12 protein-coding genes are annotated in these 16,177 nt (G+C 65.5%); 4 read left to right on the top strand and 8 right to left on the bottom strand.

Translation table 11 applies throughout. The annotated features are described in order from the left end of the window. Positions 1 to 13 precede the first annotated feature (13 nt). The 7 genes from LY284_RS18345 to LY284_RS18315 all read right to left on the bottom strand — a co-directional run bounded on the left by LY284_RS18345 (position 14) and on the right by LY284_RS18315 (position 8,323). Entirely contained in the window at positions 14 to 766 is a 753-nt protein-coding gene (locus LY284_RS18345) for a peptidylprolyl isomerase (RefSeq protein WP_014250784.1), read from the bottom strand. Between the two features lie 73 nt (positions 767 to 839). Next, on the bottom strand, positions 840 to 2,213 hold the full coding sequence (locus LY284_RS18340; protein ID WP_077158421.1) for an HlyD family efflux transporter periplasmic adaptor subunit: 1,374 nt from the start codon (positions 2,211 to 2,213) through the stop codon (positions 840 to 842). After that, complete coding sequence (locus LY284_RS18335; protein WP_233388379.1) at positions 2,191 to 4,737, bottom strand: FHA domain-containing protein; 2,547 nt, start codon at positions 4,735 to 4,737, stop codon at positions 2,191 to 2,193. Before LY284_RS18335 ends, LY284_RS18340 begins: the two co-directional genes overlap by 23 nt. Before the next feature lie 245 nt (positions 4,738 to 4,982). Continuing rightward, positions 4,983 to 6,431 carry an efflux transporter outer membrane subunit gene (locus tag LY284_RS18330; protein WP_014250781.1) on the bottom strand — a complete coding sequence of 483 codons (1,449 nt, stop codon included), beginning with the start codon at positions 6,429 to 6,431 and terminating at the stop codon, positions 4,983 to 4,985. A gap of 341 nt (positions 6,432 to 6,772) precedes the next feature. After that, on the bottom strand, positions 6,773 to 7,072 hold the full coding sequence (locus LY284_RS18325) for a hypothetical protein (protein WP_053569205.1): 300 nt from the start codon (positions 7,070 to 7,072) through the stop codon (positions 6,773 to 6,775). Positions 7,073 to 7,387: 315 nt separating this feature from the next. Further along, positions 7,388 to 7,789, bottom strand: coding sequence for a DUF4399 domain-containing protein (locus tag LY284_RS18320; RefSeq protein ID WP_045455665.1), 402 nt, complete (start codon positions 7,787 to 7,789; stop codon positions 7,388 to 7,390). Between the two features lie 93 nt (positions 7,790 to 7,882). Further along, the gene (locus tag LY284_RS18315; protein ID WP_041731661.1) at positions 7,883 to 8,323 is read right to left on the bottom strand and encodes a DUF4399 domain-containing protein; all 441 of its coding nucleotides are present in this window, start codon (positions 8,321 to 8,323) and stop codon (positions 7,883 to 7,885) included. Positions 8,324 to 8,685: 362 nt separating this feature from the next. Between LY284_RS18315 and LY284_RS18310 the strand changes: the two genes are divergently transcribed. Continuing rightward, on the top strand, positions 8,686 to 10,638 hold the full coding sequence (locus LY284_RS18310; RefSeq protein ID WP_233387538.1) for an SUMF1/EgtB/PvdO family nonheme iron enzyme: 1,953 nt from the start codon (positions 8,686 to 8,688) through the stop codon (positions 10,636 to 10,638). 18 nt (positions 10,639 to 10,656) lie between these two features. Here LY284_RS18310 and LY284_RS18305 read toward each other — a convergent pair whose 3' ends face one another. Continuing rightward, the gene (locus LY284_RS18305; protein WP_375294290.1) at positions 10,657 to 12,513 is read right to left on the bottom strand and encodes a DUF3857 domain-containing transglutaminase family protein; all 1,857 of its coding nucleotides are present in this window, start codon (positions 12,511 to 12,513) and stop codon (positions 10,657 to 10,659) included. Between the two features lie 182 nt (positions 12,514 to 12,695). On the opposite strand from LY284_RS18305, the gene LY284_RS18300 reads away from it, so the two are divergent. The 3 genes from LY284_RS18300 to LY284_RS18290 are packed head-to-tail and all read left to right on the top strand — an operon-like array spanning position 12,696 to position 16,103. Further along, the gene (locus LY284_RS18300; protein ID WP_233387536.1) at positions 12,696 to 13,850 is read left to right on the top strand and encodes an HPP family protein; all 1,155 of its coding nucleotides are present in this window, start codon (positions 12,696 to 12,698) and stop codon (positions 13,848 to 13,850) included. A gap of 25 nt (positions 13,851 to 13,875) precedes the next feature. Continuing rightward, positions 13,876 to 14,286 (top strand): MarR family winged helix-turn-helix transcriptional regulator, encoded by a 411-nt coding sequence (locus LY284_RS18295; RefSeq protein WP_014250774.1) that lies wholly within the window; start codon positions 13,876 to 13,878, stop codon positions 14,284 to 14,286. A 35-nt stretch (positions 14,287 to 14,321) separates the two neighbouring features. Beyond that, positions 14,322 to 16,103: a chloride channel protein gene (locus tag LY284_RS18290; protein ID WP_233387535.1), complete on the top strand. Its 1,782-nt coding sequence runs from the start codon at positions 14,322 to 14,324 to the stop codon at positions 16,101 to 16,103. The last annotated feature ends 74 nt before the right edge of the window (positions 16,104 to 16,177 follow it).

Genomic DNA, 16,177 nt, shown 5'->3' with positions numbered 1-16,177 from the left:
GTGTCCGATGAGATCAGCGTGCTTCGATGACGTGCTCCTGCGCGCGCGCCATCATCCATTCCTCGCGCAGCAGGCGGCGGATTTCCGCGGACACGTCTTCGTCGAGCGCGGCGGGATACTTCGCCGTCACCGCGAAGATTTCATACGACGCGCCGTCCGCCGAGATGAACGGCCCGAGCAGGTCGCCGACTTCCGCGTTGAACACCTTGGCCTCGACTTCGGGCTTCATCTGCCCGCGCATCACGCGGCCGATCACGCCGCCCTGGTCGCGCGTGTCGGCCAGCGAATGCTCGCGCGCCATCTCCGCGAAGCTGTCGGGATCGTCGTTGAGATACGAGATCATTTCCTTCGCGCTGCCCTCGGTATCGAGCAGGATGTGGCTCACTTCGATGCTGTCGAACCGCGGCGAATTGAGCTGGAAATATTCCTCGACCTCGCGCTGCGTGCCCACCCTGTCGAGCATCTTCTCGTGATAGAGCGTGTCGGTGATGAAGACCTCGAACTCGTCGAGGCTCACGTGCAGCGCATCGAGGTAATTGTTCATGTCCGCCGCGCGATGCAGCCCGCGAATGCGGCGGAACTGATCCGCGCGATTCTGGATCTCGTCATCGCTCACGGCGACGCCGGATTTCTTCGCCGCGCGCACCGTGAGCTTGTCGCGCACGAGCTGCTCGATGAGACCGTCGAACTGTCCGTTCAATTTCAATAACCTGATGAATTCGCCGACATCGACCACTTCGTCGTCGATACGCACAATCGCCGTCATGTCGTTCTCCGTTCGGTTCTAGGTTGAATTGCGCATCATCTTCGCGTTTGGGCGGGTACGTAACCCTCCCTCCTTATCCCGCCAGATTGCGGAACGGGTCGAGCCCGAGATCGATCAGGCGCCGCTCGCGCACGACGATCTCGGCGCTCGCCGTCATGCCGTAACGCAGCGGATATTTCGTGTCCGCCACCTGATAGAAATCGCGATCGAGCGTCACGCGTCCTTCATACACCGGCTGCTTGGAAGTCGGGCTCGGCTTGGTCGCGGGCGATATGAACGCAAGCGTGCCGTCGATCACGCCATAGCGCTGATAGGGAAACGCGTTGAACTTGAGCTTCACGCGCTGCCCTTCGCGCAGGAACGCCCGGTCGTGCTCGGCGATCTCGATCTTGAGCACGGGCTTCGCATTGGCCGGCGCGATGCCGCCGAGCGGCGTGTTCGCCTGAATCTTGTCGCCGGGCTGCGTCGATGTCACGTCCGTGACCACGCCCGAGACGGGCGCGAGAATCAGCAGGAAATTGTCCTTGTCGATGTTCTCGAACTTGATGCGCGCGGCGGCATCCGCGACGAGACGCGCCGTCTGCAGTTGCAAACGCAGCTTGTCTTCGGTGCTCGCCACTTCGCGCATCGCGGCTTCGTATTGCAGGCGCAGACTGGTCGCTTCCTGGCCGCTCGTTTCGAGCTGGCGCTTGGCCTGCGTGAAATCGTGGCTCAGACGAAAGTCCAGTTCCGCGAGCCGCGATTGCTCGACGCGATACGCGCCGTCCGCTTCCAGATACGCGTTGCGCTTCTGATCGACCTGCGCTTCCGCGATGCCGCCGCCGCCCGGCAACGCAAGCAGGCGCTGGAAGCGGTCGAGCTCGACCTTCGCCGCATCGCGTGCGCGGCGCGCGTTTTCCAGCGTGCTGCGCGCTTCCTGCAACTGCGCCTTCTGGCCTTCCGCGAGCTTGCTCGTGCCTTCTGACACGCGCTGCTGGTGCTGATGCTCTTCCACATCCATCTGATCCTTGAGCGCGGCGATCCTGCGCTCCATCAGGAGCTTTTTCTCGGGGAACTGCTTCCACTCGCGCTCGGCGTCGTCGAGCTTCAATTGCGCTTCGAGCGCATTGGTCGCCGCCTCGATCGCGCCGCGCGCATTGAGCCGCGCAACGACATCGTCTTTGCGCACGGGCTGCCCTTCGGCGATGAAGAGATCCGCGAGCTCGCCGTCGATCGGCGCATAGAAGCGCCGCACTTCCGATTCCGGCGCGAGCGTGCCTTGCGCCGTGACCATCACGTCGGCATGACCGACGAACGACCACACGAGCGCGGACGCGACCAGCGCGACCATGGCGACGACGAGCCCCTGCGTGACCCTGGCCGGCTCGGCGGTGAGTATTGCGATGCCTTCGGCGCCGTGCTCTCCGAGCGCCTCCGACAGCGGCTTAAGGTGTGCGTCTCGCTTCACTGCTCGTGCCTCCGCCGATCAGACTCAGCTTTGTGTTGAGAAGCCCCGGTTCGAGCACCATGCGCAGGTCCTGCAGCGAACGCCGCTGCAAGTCCGCTTCGGTGTCGATCTCACTGGCGAGCGCGGACCACTTCGCCGTCGCGCTGTCCGCCTTCACTTGCCTGAAGATGCGCATGCCGCGCGTCGCCGCATCCTGCGCATCCGTCAGCAGCCGCGCCTGCGTCCTGAACGTATCCGAGACGCCCGATTCGAGCCGCTGTGATCCGCCGATACCGCCGTTCGTCCGGTACTGCTGCCACTGCGTCTGCGCCTGCGCCATCAGGGTCTGCGCGCGGCCGATCGCCCGGTCCTTCAGCGCCGCGACTTCAGGCGCGAGCGCCTTCGCGTAGAACGTATCGGCGTCGAGATCGAGCGTTTCGTAGAACGAGAGCAGCGCGTCTTCATAGCCTTTCGAGCCGCGCGCTTTCTGCAAGTCGGCGTATTGCGCGGCCACGGCCTTCTTGTGCGCGAGTTCCTTTTGCACCATCGGCGACCACGTTCCCTGCGGCAGCTTTTGCAGCGCGTCGATCGCCTGCGCGCTCTGGCCGCGATTCCACGCATCGGCAACGGTCGCGTATTGCGTGAGCACCTCCGGCGGCGGCAACTGGCTCGCGCTCATCTGCTTGAATCTTTCCTGAAATGGCGGCGTCGAGAACGTGGCCTTGCCCGCCGCGCCCGCGAGCGGCGCGAGGCTCGTCCCGGCGAGACCGCGCCGCAGGACCGTGTACGCATCGAGATCGGCGCGCACGCGATCGAGGCCCGCGAGACGGGGATACTTGTCCGCGTATTCCTTCAGCGTCGCGCCGATCGCATCGGTATCGTCCTGGGCGAGACTCTTGGCGATGCTCGCGTCGAGCCGGTCGATGGCCGCGAGATACACGGAGTCGTCGCTTTGCAACTTGCGCAGATGGCTCAGTGCGAGCGCATACGGATCGCGGAATTCGGGCACATAGCCCGCGATGCGGTCCAGATCGCGCTGATGCCCCGAGGCATCCGCTTCCCAGTGCTTCAGAATCGCGCCGATGCGCGGCTCGTCGCCATACATGCGGATCGGCGCTTCGGCGCCGCCGCGGCTCATCACGAAGCTCTCCAGCTTGCCGACCCATTCGAGTTCGTCGATGAGCGAATGCACGTCCGCGTTGTGCTCCGCGAGCGTGCGCATTTGCGCGATGATCGCGTCCGCGCTCGCGAAATCGCCCTTCTTCAAGGCCGCGAGCCAGCGCGGCACGTTCGACTTGAGCACGGCCTCGGTGTTTATCGACGCGAACTGCGCGCTGCCCGGATGCGTCTTCAGATAGTCGTTCGTGACCGACGCCGCCTCGCCGAATTCGCCGCTCGCCATGAGCGATTTCGCCTGACGTTCCGGCGAGCCGCTATAGAAAAGCGCCGCGCCGCCCGCAACGAGCACGGCCAGCACGCACGCACCGATGATGCGCGTGCGGCGCGCGGCGTGCGGATCGTCGCTCGCGAGCGCACGGCGCAATTCGCCGACGAAAAGCGCGAACTTGCCGCGCTTCGCCTGCCGCTTCGTCTGCCCCGCCTCCTGCCGTTTCTCTTCGGCGGGCGCCGGCTGCGCTTCCTCGTTGACTTCGTCCTCGCGCGCGGCGGCCTGATCGACGCAGAAGATATCGAGGAACGAATGCGCCGAGCCGACGAAGGTGGTCTTGTCGCTGTCGAGTTCGTCGCGATGATCGTGACTGGACGGCGCCGCCGCCTGCGCCACCATTTCCGTGAGCGTCGATTCGCCCTCGTCGCCGTGCAGTTGCACCTTGTACGCGAAGTGCGTGCCGCCGAACGCGAGCGTGTCGCCATTGTTCAGTTCGACCGCCGACGCGCCGAGGCGCTCGCCGTTGACGAACGTGCCGTTGGTGCTACCAAGATCTTCGACGAAAGGCGAGCCGCCCTTGATGAACACATGCGCGTGCCGCCGCGATACGTAGTTCACCTGATGCGGATACTGCTCGCGATAGCGCGCGAACGTGTCATCGGTCTTGCTGACGAGAAACGGGAACTGCGCGAGTTCGATCGGATGCAGACCGATGTCGTCGCGTTGCGGCGTGAGCGTGATGCCGACCGGCCTCGGCGCATCGAGACGGCGCGTGCGCGGCGCGAATTGCGTGCGGTACGAAAGCCGGTTGCCAAACGAAATGATGTCCCCGCTGCGCACGCGCGCCGGCGTTTCGCGCACGGGCGTGCCGTTTACCGCGGTGCCGTTCTTGCTGCCGAGATCGGCGATATAGACGAACCCGTGCTCGATGAAGATGCGCGCATGGCGCCGCGAAAGCTGCGCGACGGCTTCCGGCGGGCTCGTGTCGAACGGCGCTTCCGCACGCCCGATCGCGAACAGGTTTTCGTCGATGCGGATTTCCGTGAGCCTGTCCGCCAGTTCGCGGGCAAGCTCGGGGTGCGGGGCGGGCTTCAGAATGACGTCGAACGCCTCGCCCACGCTCGGCTGTTGTTCCGCTACGGAAGCGCCTTGAGCCATGTCCATGTCACGAGGTACGTCCAGCCGCTGCCGCGCACGCGCCAGAGGAACGCCCGGAAAGTCCGGGCGCATGGACAGGTTGGACCGCGCCGTCATCGATGTCATTGGGAACCGGCGGCTGTTGAGAGTTTAAGTCACGCATCGTCGTAGTCAATCGGGCGGCACCGGCGCATTGCGCCATGAAATAGCGATTTGAAACGATCGTTAGTTCTTCATATGATTGCAGCCACTATTCATGGAGCGCTTCACTTCAAGCCGTCCTTGCTCACGGCCTGCACGTCCACCGTCGGCCAGCCGCCGCCGAGCGCCTTATACAGCGTCACGGTGTCGGAGAGAATCTGCTGATGATTCGCGAGCAGCGCGAGTTGCGCGGCGAGCAGCGTGCGTTCCGTCTCGAACACCTGAAGCTGCGAAATCACGCCCTCTTTCAGTTGCGCGTCGATCTGCGCGGCCACCACGCTCAACTGATCGACTTCCTGTTGCAGCTCGACGCGCTGCTTCATGTGCGAGTCGAGATTGACGAGCGCATTCTCCACTTCCTCGAACGCATTCATCACCGTGCTGCGGTATTGCTGTTCCGCGACCCCGGTCTGCGCTTCGGTCGTCTTCACGCGTGCGCGCACGGCTGGATCGAGAATCGGAATATTGATGCTGGGCACGAAGCTCAGCGTGAACATCTTCAGCAGATCGGTCAGTTGAAAGCTCGCCGAGCCCGCGCGTCCGGTCAGATTGATGGTCGGCAGTTGCGCGAGCTTCGCCTGGCCGACGAGGTCATACGCTTCGAGCACGCGATATTCGGCCGCAATCAGATCGGGACGGCGCGCAAGCAACTGCGACGGCAACCCGCTCGGCACCGGCGGCGGCTGCACGCGCTTTTGCAGCTTGCCGTCGGGCATTTTGAATTCGCCGGCAGGCACGCCGATCAGCGTCGAAAGCGCGTTGTTGGCGAGATCGCGCGCGCGGCGCAGTTCGAGCAGCTCGCGCGTCAGGCGGTTGAGTTCCGCGCGTTGCGTCAACACCTGCGTCTTCGGCACGAGACCGTTCTTCTGCATGCCTTCGAAGATCGTCAGGATCTGCTGGTTGGTCGCGATGGTCTGCTTCTGTTGCTGGATCTGGTCATCGAACTGGAGAATCTGGAAGTACGTCGTCGATACGAGCGCGACGAGTTCGAGATAACCCGCGCGCCAGTCGGCCTCGGTCGCGCGGAATTCGGCCTTCTGCGCCTGCACGCCCTTCTCCACCGTGCCCCAGATGTCGATGTCCCAGCTAACCTGCGTGGCCAGGTTGTATTGCTTGGAGAACTGCTGGCCGGTCGTCTTTTCGAAGCTCGCGCCCGCGCCGAGATCCATCGACGGCAACGCGCCCGCGCGCGCCTCGCCGATCTGCGCGCCCGCCACCTGAATGCGCGCGGCCAGCACCTTGATATCGAAGTTGCTGCTGATGGCCTTCTCGACGAGCGAGTCGAGATACGGGTCCTGGAACTGCTTCCACCAGTCCGGCTGGATAGTGTCGGCAGGAGCGACCTTGGGCGCGTCGATCTTCGAGAACGATGTTTTCTCGGGCGTGTCGGGGCGCTGGTACGTCGGCACCTTCGTGTCGATGCAGCCGGCGAGCAGCGCGGCGGCGGCCAGCGCCGGCAATACGGTCCATTTTCGCTCGATGGCGACGCGCAACGATGGCAACAAGGCTTGCACGATCTCGCTCCCGGTGAACGCGCACCGACGGTCAGATTATGTTGGGTGAGAAGCGCGGCGCCGGCCGTTCGGTACATCAAGTAAATCACACGGCGCGCCGGGACTCCATACGGGTTAAGTCACGGGTTAAGTCGCGGGTTGGGTCACTTGGCGCGCGCGTGCTCTGTGGCACGTCGCGCGTTTCGTGACGCGGTTCGTTTGCGCTGCCCCTGCTGCGCTCGAACCGCGACGCCCATGAAGCGGGCGGTGTTATAGCGAAGCTCCCCGCGCCCCGCTTTTACTGCTGACTGCATGGATGCTTTACCGCATCGACTTATGATTCATTCCTTGCACGGCTCGCCTTATGCGAGATTGCCCGCCAGGCCGAAGTTGACGTTGGCGATGTTCTGCGCGCTTTGCGTCGGCGCGACGTTCGATTGCGACTTGAGCGCTTCCGCGAACGCGACGTTGCTGCCGACCGAATTCGTCGTCGTCTGCGTCTGATTGATGAACTGCTGCGGGCTGAACGGCATCGACAGCGTGACGCCGTCCATCGAAATGAAGCCGGGGAACAGCACCGCAGCGCCGCCGCGCACCGCGGACATCGCACGGCTGTCGAGCTCTTCGGTCACGGGAAGATCCTTGATGGTCAGCGTCTTCATTTCGGTGCTCCTTGGGTGCGCGTCGCGCAGTCGGTGGTGGCTTCGAACAACTTGTCTGCTTGCGGCCATTCAATGCATGAGCCGTGCCAATTGCGTGACGCTGCGCTTCGATTTCCGTGTTTCCCTTGCCGCATAAGGCGTTGAACGCTTCTATCGCCGAGCTGCCGATAACCTCGTGTGATGCTGCCGAACCAACACTCCGCGCTGCGGCTGTCTGTTTCATGGCGACATCGGCCAAAAAGCAGAAGGCAAACGCGTCCCCGCCGCGATAAAACACGCGGGATGGAAACGCGATTAAAAAGCTATCGGGAACGACTACTTGACGTAGATCGTGATCTTCTTGGAATAGACGGGCGGGTTATGCGGTATGTGCTTGTCATCGCCCATCAGAAGCTGAATCGTGTGCTTGCCCGGCGGCAGTTCGAGCATCGTTTCGGTTTCGCCGGCGCCGTAGTGCAGATGATTGCGGTCCGATGGAATCTCCTGATCCATCGGCGGCAAATCCACATCGATCAGTAGATGATGATGCCCCGTGTTCGGAAACTTCACGCCGCGCGGCGCGACGCCCATGTAGCGCAGCCCGAACCAGACCTTGAACGGTTTGCCCGCGGGCAAGGTCTGACCATCGTTCGGATAGCCGATGTACGCATACGCGTTGGCGGGCGCGGGCGTCGGCCCGGCGAGCGCGCAAGGCGCGGCGAACGCCGTCGCCAGCATGGCGGCGACGAGGAGCGAACGCGAGAGCGCGAGCGCGTCAGCGGATCGATTCTTCATGTCGTATGCCCTCTGCAAATACGCGGTTTTCGCGGCTCATGTAACGGTGATCGTGATCTTCTTCGAGTAGACCGGCGGATCGTGCGGGACGTGGTTGTAGTCGCCCATCAGCAATTGCAGCGTGTGCTTTCCCGGCGGCAGTTCGAGACGCGCATCGGTTTCGCCCGCACCGTAATGCAGGTGATTGCGATCCGACGGAATCTCCTGATCGAGCGGCGGCAGGTCCGTATCCACGAGCAGATGGTGATGACCCACGTTCGGCAGATCGACGCCCTTCGGACAGACGCCCATGTTGCGCAAGCCCATTCGCACCCACAGCTTGCCGCCGGAAATCACGGCGCCATCGGGCGGCCAGATGATGTACGCCTCGGCGTTCGGCGGCGCGGGCGTACGCGTGCGCGCGGCGGCGGAAAACGTCGAATCGGCGGCCAGCGCGGCCAGGGAAGCCAGCGCGCCAAGCACGGTTCTTCTCATCATGTTATGCACGCCCCTCTTGTTGAAAGGCCTCGCGAACGGCCCGGGAATCGATCCTTGCGCGCGCGAACGCTCGTGCAAGGCGCACGATGCAGCCAGCGCAACGCATCGTCTTCGGCTTTTAGATTAGGACGTAACGTTTAAAAAAACTACGTGCACACGACGGTCGTTCGACCCCGATGACGGATACCTCCTTTCAGGGGATTAAGCGCCGCGTGAGTGCGTGCTATCGTTGTTAATGCTGTAGTTGAAGTGTCGTTGGTGCTGGCCATCGAGGGCGCGGACCTCGCCCCGAAGCCTCGGCATAACATGCGCGAACGCAGCGCTATGCCATCCACTCAAAGCCGGACGGACAGGGTGTGAATATGTGGCGAACTTTTCTTCTCGCGGGCGTGTTCCTGATGACCGGTGCGATCGCGCCAGCCTGCGCGGCCGCGGTCACGACGCCGCCCGCTTCATCGGCCACGACGAACGCGCACGCATCGCAGCGTTTCGCGCTCGTGATCGGCAATGCAGATTATGTCGATAAACCGCTTGCAAGCGCCTCGCGCGATGCCGGCGATATGAGCGCCGCGCTGCTGTCGCTCGGCTTTCAGGTCACGCGTCTCACGAATCTCGATGAAGCCGCGATGCGCCACGCGCTCGATGTCTTCGCCGCGCGTCTCGGCCCCGCTGATACGAGTTTCGTCTACTTCGCCGGTCACGGCGTGCAGGCGGGCGGCGACGCGCTGCTCGTCCCGCTCGGCGCGCGCAAAGCCCGCCCCGTCACGCTCGTGCGCGATGCGCTTTCGGCGCGGGACATCGTCGAGCGCATGACGCGCGCGCGTCCCGGCGCGGCGAATATCGTCGTGCTCGACATGTGTCTCGACGAGCCGTTCGAAAAGACACCCGCGCGCATCTCGAACCTGCCGCCGCGCACGCTCGTCGCCTATGCGGCCGCGCCCGGCGCCGCGGCCGCCGAAGACGCGCGCAACGGCCGTTATACGGCGGCACTCCTGCGCGCGCTCGATGCAGAGCGCGCCGTGACGCCGGCAACGTTCGCGGCCGCCGCAGCCGACGTCGCGCATGGCTCGCACGGCGCACAGCGTCCGTGGATCGCATCGACGCTCGAAGCGGGTTTTGCCATCGCCGATGCGCCGAAGACCCTGCGTATCGCGAATGCGGACACGCACGCCATCGAATCGGCCGAATCGGCCAGCGTCATCCGCATGCGCGGCATCCTGCCGAAGGACAGCAACGAGCAGTACGAACTGACGTTCTGGGATTCGATCAAGGACAGCACCTATCCCGGCGACTACGAGGCGTATCTGAAGTCGTATCCGAACGGACGCTTCGCGGCGCTCGCCAAGGCGCGCATCGAGCGTCTCAAGGCGTCGGGCACGGCGAGCGCGAAGCCGGCCACGCCTGCGGCGCCCCCGGCGGCGACCGCCACGCCCGCCGCACCGGCGCCCAAGCCCGCGCCGGCCGCACCCGCGACGCCTGCCACCGCCGCCGCGCCGGAAAAGCCGCGCCCGAGCGCGCCGCCTGTGGCCGCGACGCCCGCCGCGCCCGCCGCCGCCAACGCCAAACCGGCCGCGAAGACGGCGAGCGGCGGCGAAGTCAAGGATTGCCCGTCGTGCCCCGTGCTGATCCCGCTGTCGGCCGGCAGCTTCACGATGGGCAGCAACAACGACGATCCCGCCGAGAAGCCGCCGCATCGCGTATCGATCGGGCATCCGTTCGCCATCGGCAAATACGAAGTGACCGTCGAGCAATGGAACGCGTGCGCCGATGCCGGCGCATGCACGCGCATCGCGCTGGACGGCGACGGTTCGACGCCCCCGGCCGGCAACGCGCCGATGCGCAACGTCAGCTGGGACGACGCGCAGGTCTACGTCAAATGGCTGAGCAAGGTGGGCGGCAAGGCGTATCGGCTGCCGACGGAAGCGGAATGGGAATATGCGGCTCGCGGCGGCACGCAATCGACCTACTGGTGGGGCGACCAGATGAAAAAAGGCAACGCGGACTGCAAGGATTGCGGCGATCCGTACAAGCCCGAAGCGCCGACGCCGGTCGGGTCGTTCGCGGCGAATCCGTATGGTCTTTACGACATGAACGGCAGCGTCTGGGAATGGGTTGCGGACTGCTGGCACAGCTCGTACAAGAACGCGCCCGCCGATGGCCGCGCGTGGGACGATCCCTCGTGCTCCGTGCGCGTGATTCGCGGCGGCTCGTGGCGCGAAGGCGCGACCTACATGCAGTCGGCGACGCGCTTCAAGTACAGCTCCAGCGTGCGGCAATCGCAAAACGGCTTTCGCGTCGCACGCGATATGGAGTAGTGAAAGCGGGCGCGCGCGTCATCGTCCCGCCGCCTTGACGATGATCTGCGCCTGCGTGTCGCGCTCGATCTTCCTGAGCGCGGGCAGCGCCGCCTGAAAATCGTCCGGCGTGCAGACCTGCCGGCCGAAATGCGCCCGCAGCGTGCGCGAAATCTGGATCACGTTCGTCGACGGATCGAAGACATAGCGCGCGCGGTAGCGGAAGACATCGTTCGTCAGGTCCACGTCGTCGGGCACTTCGGTCACGCGCATCGCTTTGGGCAGCGTGATCTGCGACACCTCGTCGAAGCTGCCGCCGATGCACAGATACGGCTGCGTGCGCGTGCGCTCGGCGAGCCAGTTGCGCGTGGTCGTGGCGATGCCGCCCGAGAGGCTCGTGAGCGCGGGCAGCGCCGTCGTGCCTGTCGGCCAGACGATGTCGTCGAGCGTGCCGCGCAGCGTCGTCGCGAACGGGCCGCTGGTTGCATCGACGTCGCTCGTCGTCAGTGCGCCCGCGCCGCGCAGATTCGTGAAGCGCAGCCGGTCCGCCGCGATCTGATCACGCCGCTGCGTGTTGGCGAGGCGCAAGGTGATGCGCTCGATTTCCGCGCTCCATCCCGAATCCTCGACCCAGTACGCAAAGTTCGCCTCGCCCTCCGGCGCGACTTCGATCTGCAGGCGCACCGTGCGCGCGAGCGGCTGCGTCGCGGGCGTGCGCGACAGCGCGCCGGCATTCACGAGCAGCGCGGGCCGGTCCATGTCCGCGAGCGGCAAAAAGCCGAACTCGACGCTCGACGCCGTGCTGTCGGCATACGTATTCAGGTCCGGCAGCCACGTGATCACATGATTGATCGCGCCCGACCCGTACCCCGGCACCGACGGCAGCGTATACACCGCGCCCAGACCGATCAGCGCCGGCTCGTTGCGAATGCCCACTGCATCGAGCAACGCGCCGTAGAGCGCGACGTGATCCTTGCAATCGCCGTAGCGGTTCGCCAGCACGTCCATCACGCGATGCGGCGCGGCCGGACTCTGGCCGATGAACATCGCGACATAGCGGATATTGCGGCGCACCCAGTCATACAGCGTTTTCGCTTTCGCGCGATCGTCCGCGTCGTTTTTCGTGAGCGATTGCGCGAGCGCGCGGATGGCGGGATCGCCCGCGCCCGCATCGATGGCGGCGTCGCGATAACTCGCCGCGAAGGCCGCGTAATCGGGAAACGTCGACACCATCAGGCGATCGCCGTACTGCGCGTAGCCCACCGAGCCGCCTTCGATGCGCGCAATCCGCTCGCGCCGGTAAGCGAACGCATAGCGCGTGCGGCCGTTTTCCGTGATGGGCGGCTCGGCGACATAGCCGCGCGCGTCGGCGTACAGCGGCTTGCCGGCGGGCAGATCGAAAACGAGCCGCTGTTGCAGCACGGGCCGCTGACCCGGATCGACGAAATAGTTGAACTGCCCCGGAATCACCGCCGCCGCCTGGCTTTTGCGAAAGCGAAGATGCACCGTCGATCCGATGCCGACCGCCGGAAAGATCACCGCGCGCAGTTTTGCGTCCTGAAACGTCGGCGCGCCCGCCGAGCGCGGCTCCTGAATGTCGCGGATCTGGTCGGGCGTGACGTCGTGGCGCGCGCCGTTCGCATCGACGGAATACGCCTCGACGATCTCCACGTTCGACACGCTCCTGTCGTACCAGACGTAGCGCTGCGCGATCTCGTCGACGCCCGCGGACGTGTTCGCGCGCAGCACGGTGGTGTCGTCTTCGGTAAGCGAGCCATCCGCCGCGACGACGAACGCGTGGTCGTCGCTGACGATGGTCGAGGGATCGTCGTCCGGCGCGGCCATGACGCCGGTCCACGCGCAAAGTCCGGCGAGAAGAACGAGGCAGCGAACCATGTCGGGCGTGATGGGCAGAGGCGCGAGGGATAGCTCATCGTACACGCCGCGAAACAACGCACGCGACAATTTGTATCATGTTGCGATAGAATTTCGTGTTTTACGCACGCTCGCTTTCGCGTCATCGACCCGGGCAGGCAGTGTTGTGTACGTCCACTGACTTTTCCGGGAACACTGAAAACGTGTCGCGATCCGCTTTGCTTCGCTGGCTGCATGGCTTTCTTCCCGCCCCCGTCACGCTGCGCTGGTCCGAGCGCCTGCGCGCGGGCCTCGGCGCGCTGATCGGCATTGCGCTGACGGGCGGCATCGCGCATCTGCTCACCGGCGACGCGTCCGCGATTCCGTTTCTGATCGCGCCGATGGGCGCTTCCGCCGTGCTGCTGTTCGCGGTCCCGGCGAGCCCGCTTGCGCAGCCGTGGTCGATCATCGGCGGCAATATCGTCTCGGCGACGGTCGGCGTCACCTGCGCGATGTTCATCCACGATCCCGTCGACGCCGCCGCGCTCGCCGCGTGTCTCGCCATCTGCGCGATGTTCGCGCTGCGCTGCGTGCACCCGCCCTCGGGCGCGGTCGCGCTGACCGCGGTGCTCGGCGGGCCATCGGTCCACGCGCTCGGCTACGGCTTCGTGCTGGCGCCCGTCGCGATTCAGTCGGTGGCGTTGCTCGGCTCGGCGATCGTGTTTCATGCGCTGACCGGGCACCGCTATCCGCACGGTCATGCCGTGCCGAAGCCCGCGAGCGCGCCGCCGGACGCGGCGTCCTTCACGCGCGCCGATCTCGAGGCCGTGCTCGCGCGGCGCAGCGAAATGCTCGACGTCGATCCGGACGATCTCGAAACGCTGCTGCGCGAAACCCAGTTGCAGGCGTATGCGCGCCGCTTCACCGAGTTCACCTGCGCCGACATCATGTCGCGCGCGATCGTCTCGGTGAGCCCGGATACGAGCGCGCAGGCGGCGCTCGCGCTCATCGACCGGCATCGCGTGAAGGCGCTCCCGGTGATCGATGCGACGCGCCGCGTGCAGGGCATCGTCACGCGCGCGGACCTCGCGCCCGTGCGCCGCGGCGGCATCGCGGAAGGCGTGAAGCACGCGATCGAAAAGCTGCTGCGCGGCCCCTCGACGACGCCGCCGCTCGTCGCCGCGCTGATGACGACGGATGTCTGCACCGTTCAGACCGAGACGCCGATCGCTGAACTCGTGCCGATGTTCGCGCACTTCGGGCACCACCATATCCCCGTGATCGGCCCGCACGATCAGCTTGTCGGGATGATCACCGAGACCGACCTGATTTCGGGCCTTTATCGACAATCGTTCGCGGGCGAGCGCAAGAGCGCGTGAGCCGCGTCGCAGGAAACCGGAATCCATGAACGAACCACGTCATCTCAACAAGCCGGACTTCGAGCAGTTGTCCGAATTCCGCTATCAGATGCGGCGTTTCGAGCGCTTTTCCGAACGCGCCGCGCAGGACGAAGGCATCACGCGCCTGCAATACCTGCTGCTTTTGCATATCAAGGGCTATCCGGGCCGCGACTGGGCGACCGTCGGCGAGCTGGCGGAGCGCATGCAGTCGCATCACCACGGCGTCGTGGCGCTGGTGACGCGCTGCGAGGCGGCCGGGCTCGTGCGCCGCGCGCAGAGCGTCGAGGACCGGCGCCAGGTGCACGTGTATCTCGAGGCGCGCGGCGAAGAAGTGCTCGAACGCCTCGCCGCGCTGCATCGCGCGGAACTGAAGTCGCTCGAAGGCGCGTTCCGCGTGCCGCAAATCGATCTGTGAATCAATCGACGTTTGAATCTCCGGGAGCACACGGCATGGACCATCACAAACGGGACTTTTCGGTCAACGACCGGCTCCTGAAAATCTGCGGGCTCGCCGCCGTCATCGGCGCGATCGCGACGCTCGCGGCCGTCGTGCTCCTCGCGCTCATCCATCTGTTCACGAACCTGTTCTTTTTCGGCACGTTCTCGATCGCGGACCGCTCGCCCGCCCTCAATACGCTCGGGGCCTGGGTCATTGCGATTCCGGTGATCGGCGGCCTGATCGTCGGCATGATGGCGCGCTTCGGGTCGGACAAGATTCGCGGTCACGGCATTCCCGAAGCCATCGAAGCGATTTTGTTCGGCAAGAGCCGCATGTCGCCGAAAGTGGCGATCCTGAAGCCGCTTTCGTCGGGCATCGTGATCGGCAGCGGCGGGCCGTTCGGCGCGGAAGGCCCGATCATCATGACGGGCGGCGCGCTGGGCTCACTGATCGCGCAATGCATCGACGTGACGGCGGCGGAGCGCAAGACGCTGCTCGTCGCGGGCGCGGCGGCGGGCATGACGGCGGTGTTCGGCACGCCGGTCGCAGCGGTGCTGCTCGCGGTCGAGCTGCTGCTGTTCGAATGGCGGCCGCGCAGCTTCTTGCCGGTCGCGCTCGCGTGCGCGGTCGCGGGCTTCGCGCGCGCGGCGGTGTTCGGCACCGAAGCGCTCTTTCCGCTTCAGACCGAGCCGCCGCACATGATTTCGCTGCTGTCGTGCCTCGTCGCGGGCCTGCTGTCGGGCGCGCTGGCGTCGGGGCTGTCGGCGGCGCTCTACAAGCTCGAAGACCTGTTCCACAAGCTGCCGATCCACTGGATGTGGTGGCCGGCGCTCGGCGCGGTGTTCGTCGGCATCGGCGGATATCTAGAGCCACGCGCGCTCGGCGTCGGCTATGACGTGATCGGCGACCTGCTGCATCAGCACATCGCGATTTCCGTCGCGCTGTCGATCCTCGCGGTGAAAGCGATCATCTGGGTCGTCGCGCTGGCGTCCGGCACGTCGGGCGGCGTGCTCGCGCCGCTGTTGATGCTCGGCGCGGGCCTCGGCACCGTGCTCGGCGCGGTCCTGCCGGGACACGACGCCGCGCTGTGGCCGCTCGTCTGCATGGCGGCGACGCTCGGCGCGACGCTCGGTGCGCCGCTCACCGCGATCGTGTTCGCGTTCGGCCTCACGCACGACGCCAATGCGCTCTTGCCGCTGCTCGCCGCGACGCTCGTCGCGCACGGCTTCGCGACCGTCGTGATGAAGCGCTCGATCATGACCGAGAAAATCGCGCGGCGTGGCTATCACATCTATCGCGAATATGGCGTGGACCCGCTGGAGCGCCATCACGTCGATGAAGTCATGACCCGCGACGTGCTGACGATCGACGCCGCGACGCCGCTCGCGGATGTGCTCGCGAAGCACTTCGGGCCGCAACAGGTGCATCGCGCGTATCCCGTGGTGCGCGACGGCGTGCTGGCCGGCATGCTCGACCGGGCGTCGCTGGGCGCGTTGATCGGGGCGTCATCGGCGGATGAGGCGGGCCTGACGGTCGGCGATGCCTTGCAGCGCTCGAGCCACGACGCGCCAGCGTTCGCGCTGCCGGGCGAACCATGCCGTCTCGCCGCGACGCGCCTCGCGGTGCATGAGCTGGAGCGCCTGCCGGTGGTCACGGACAAGCAGTCGCTGAAGCTCGTCGGCATCGTGTCGCGCAGCGATCTCGTGAAGCCGGCGAAGGCGCATTTCGACGAGGAGCATCGGCGGGAGCGGTTCAGGGGGTTTCGGCGTGAGGTGGTGTTGAGGAAGCATTGAGGGCTGTTAGGTCGGCGAGTGGCCGGGTCCAGTCGCCAGTTTCGGTTTGTTTGTCGATAGAGATGCATCCACGG

Origin of the sequence: Caballeronia sp. PC1, from assembly GCF_021353155.1 — a bacterium.
GTDB classification, from domain to species: Bacteria; Pseudomonadota; Gammaproteobacteria; order Burkholderiales; family Burkholderiaceae; genus Caballeronia; species Caballeronia cordobensis.
Note: the sequence above shows the minus strand (reverse complement) of the source record. Positions and strands in the feature narration are given on the sequence as shown.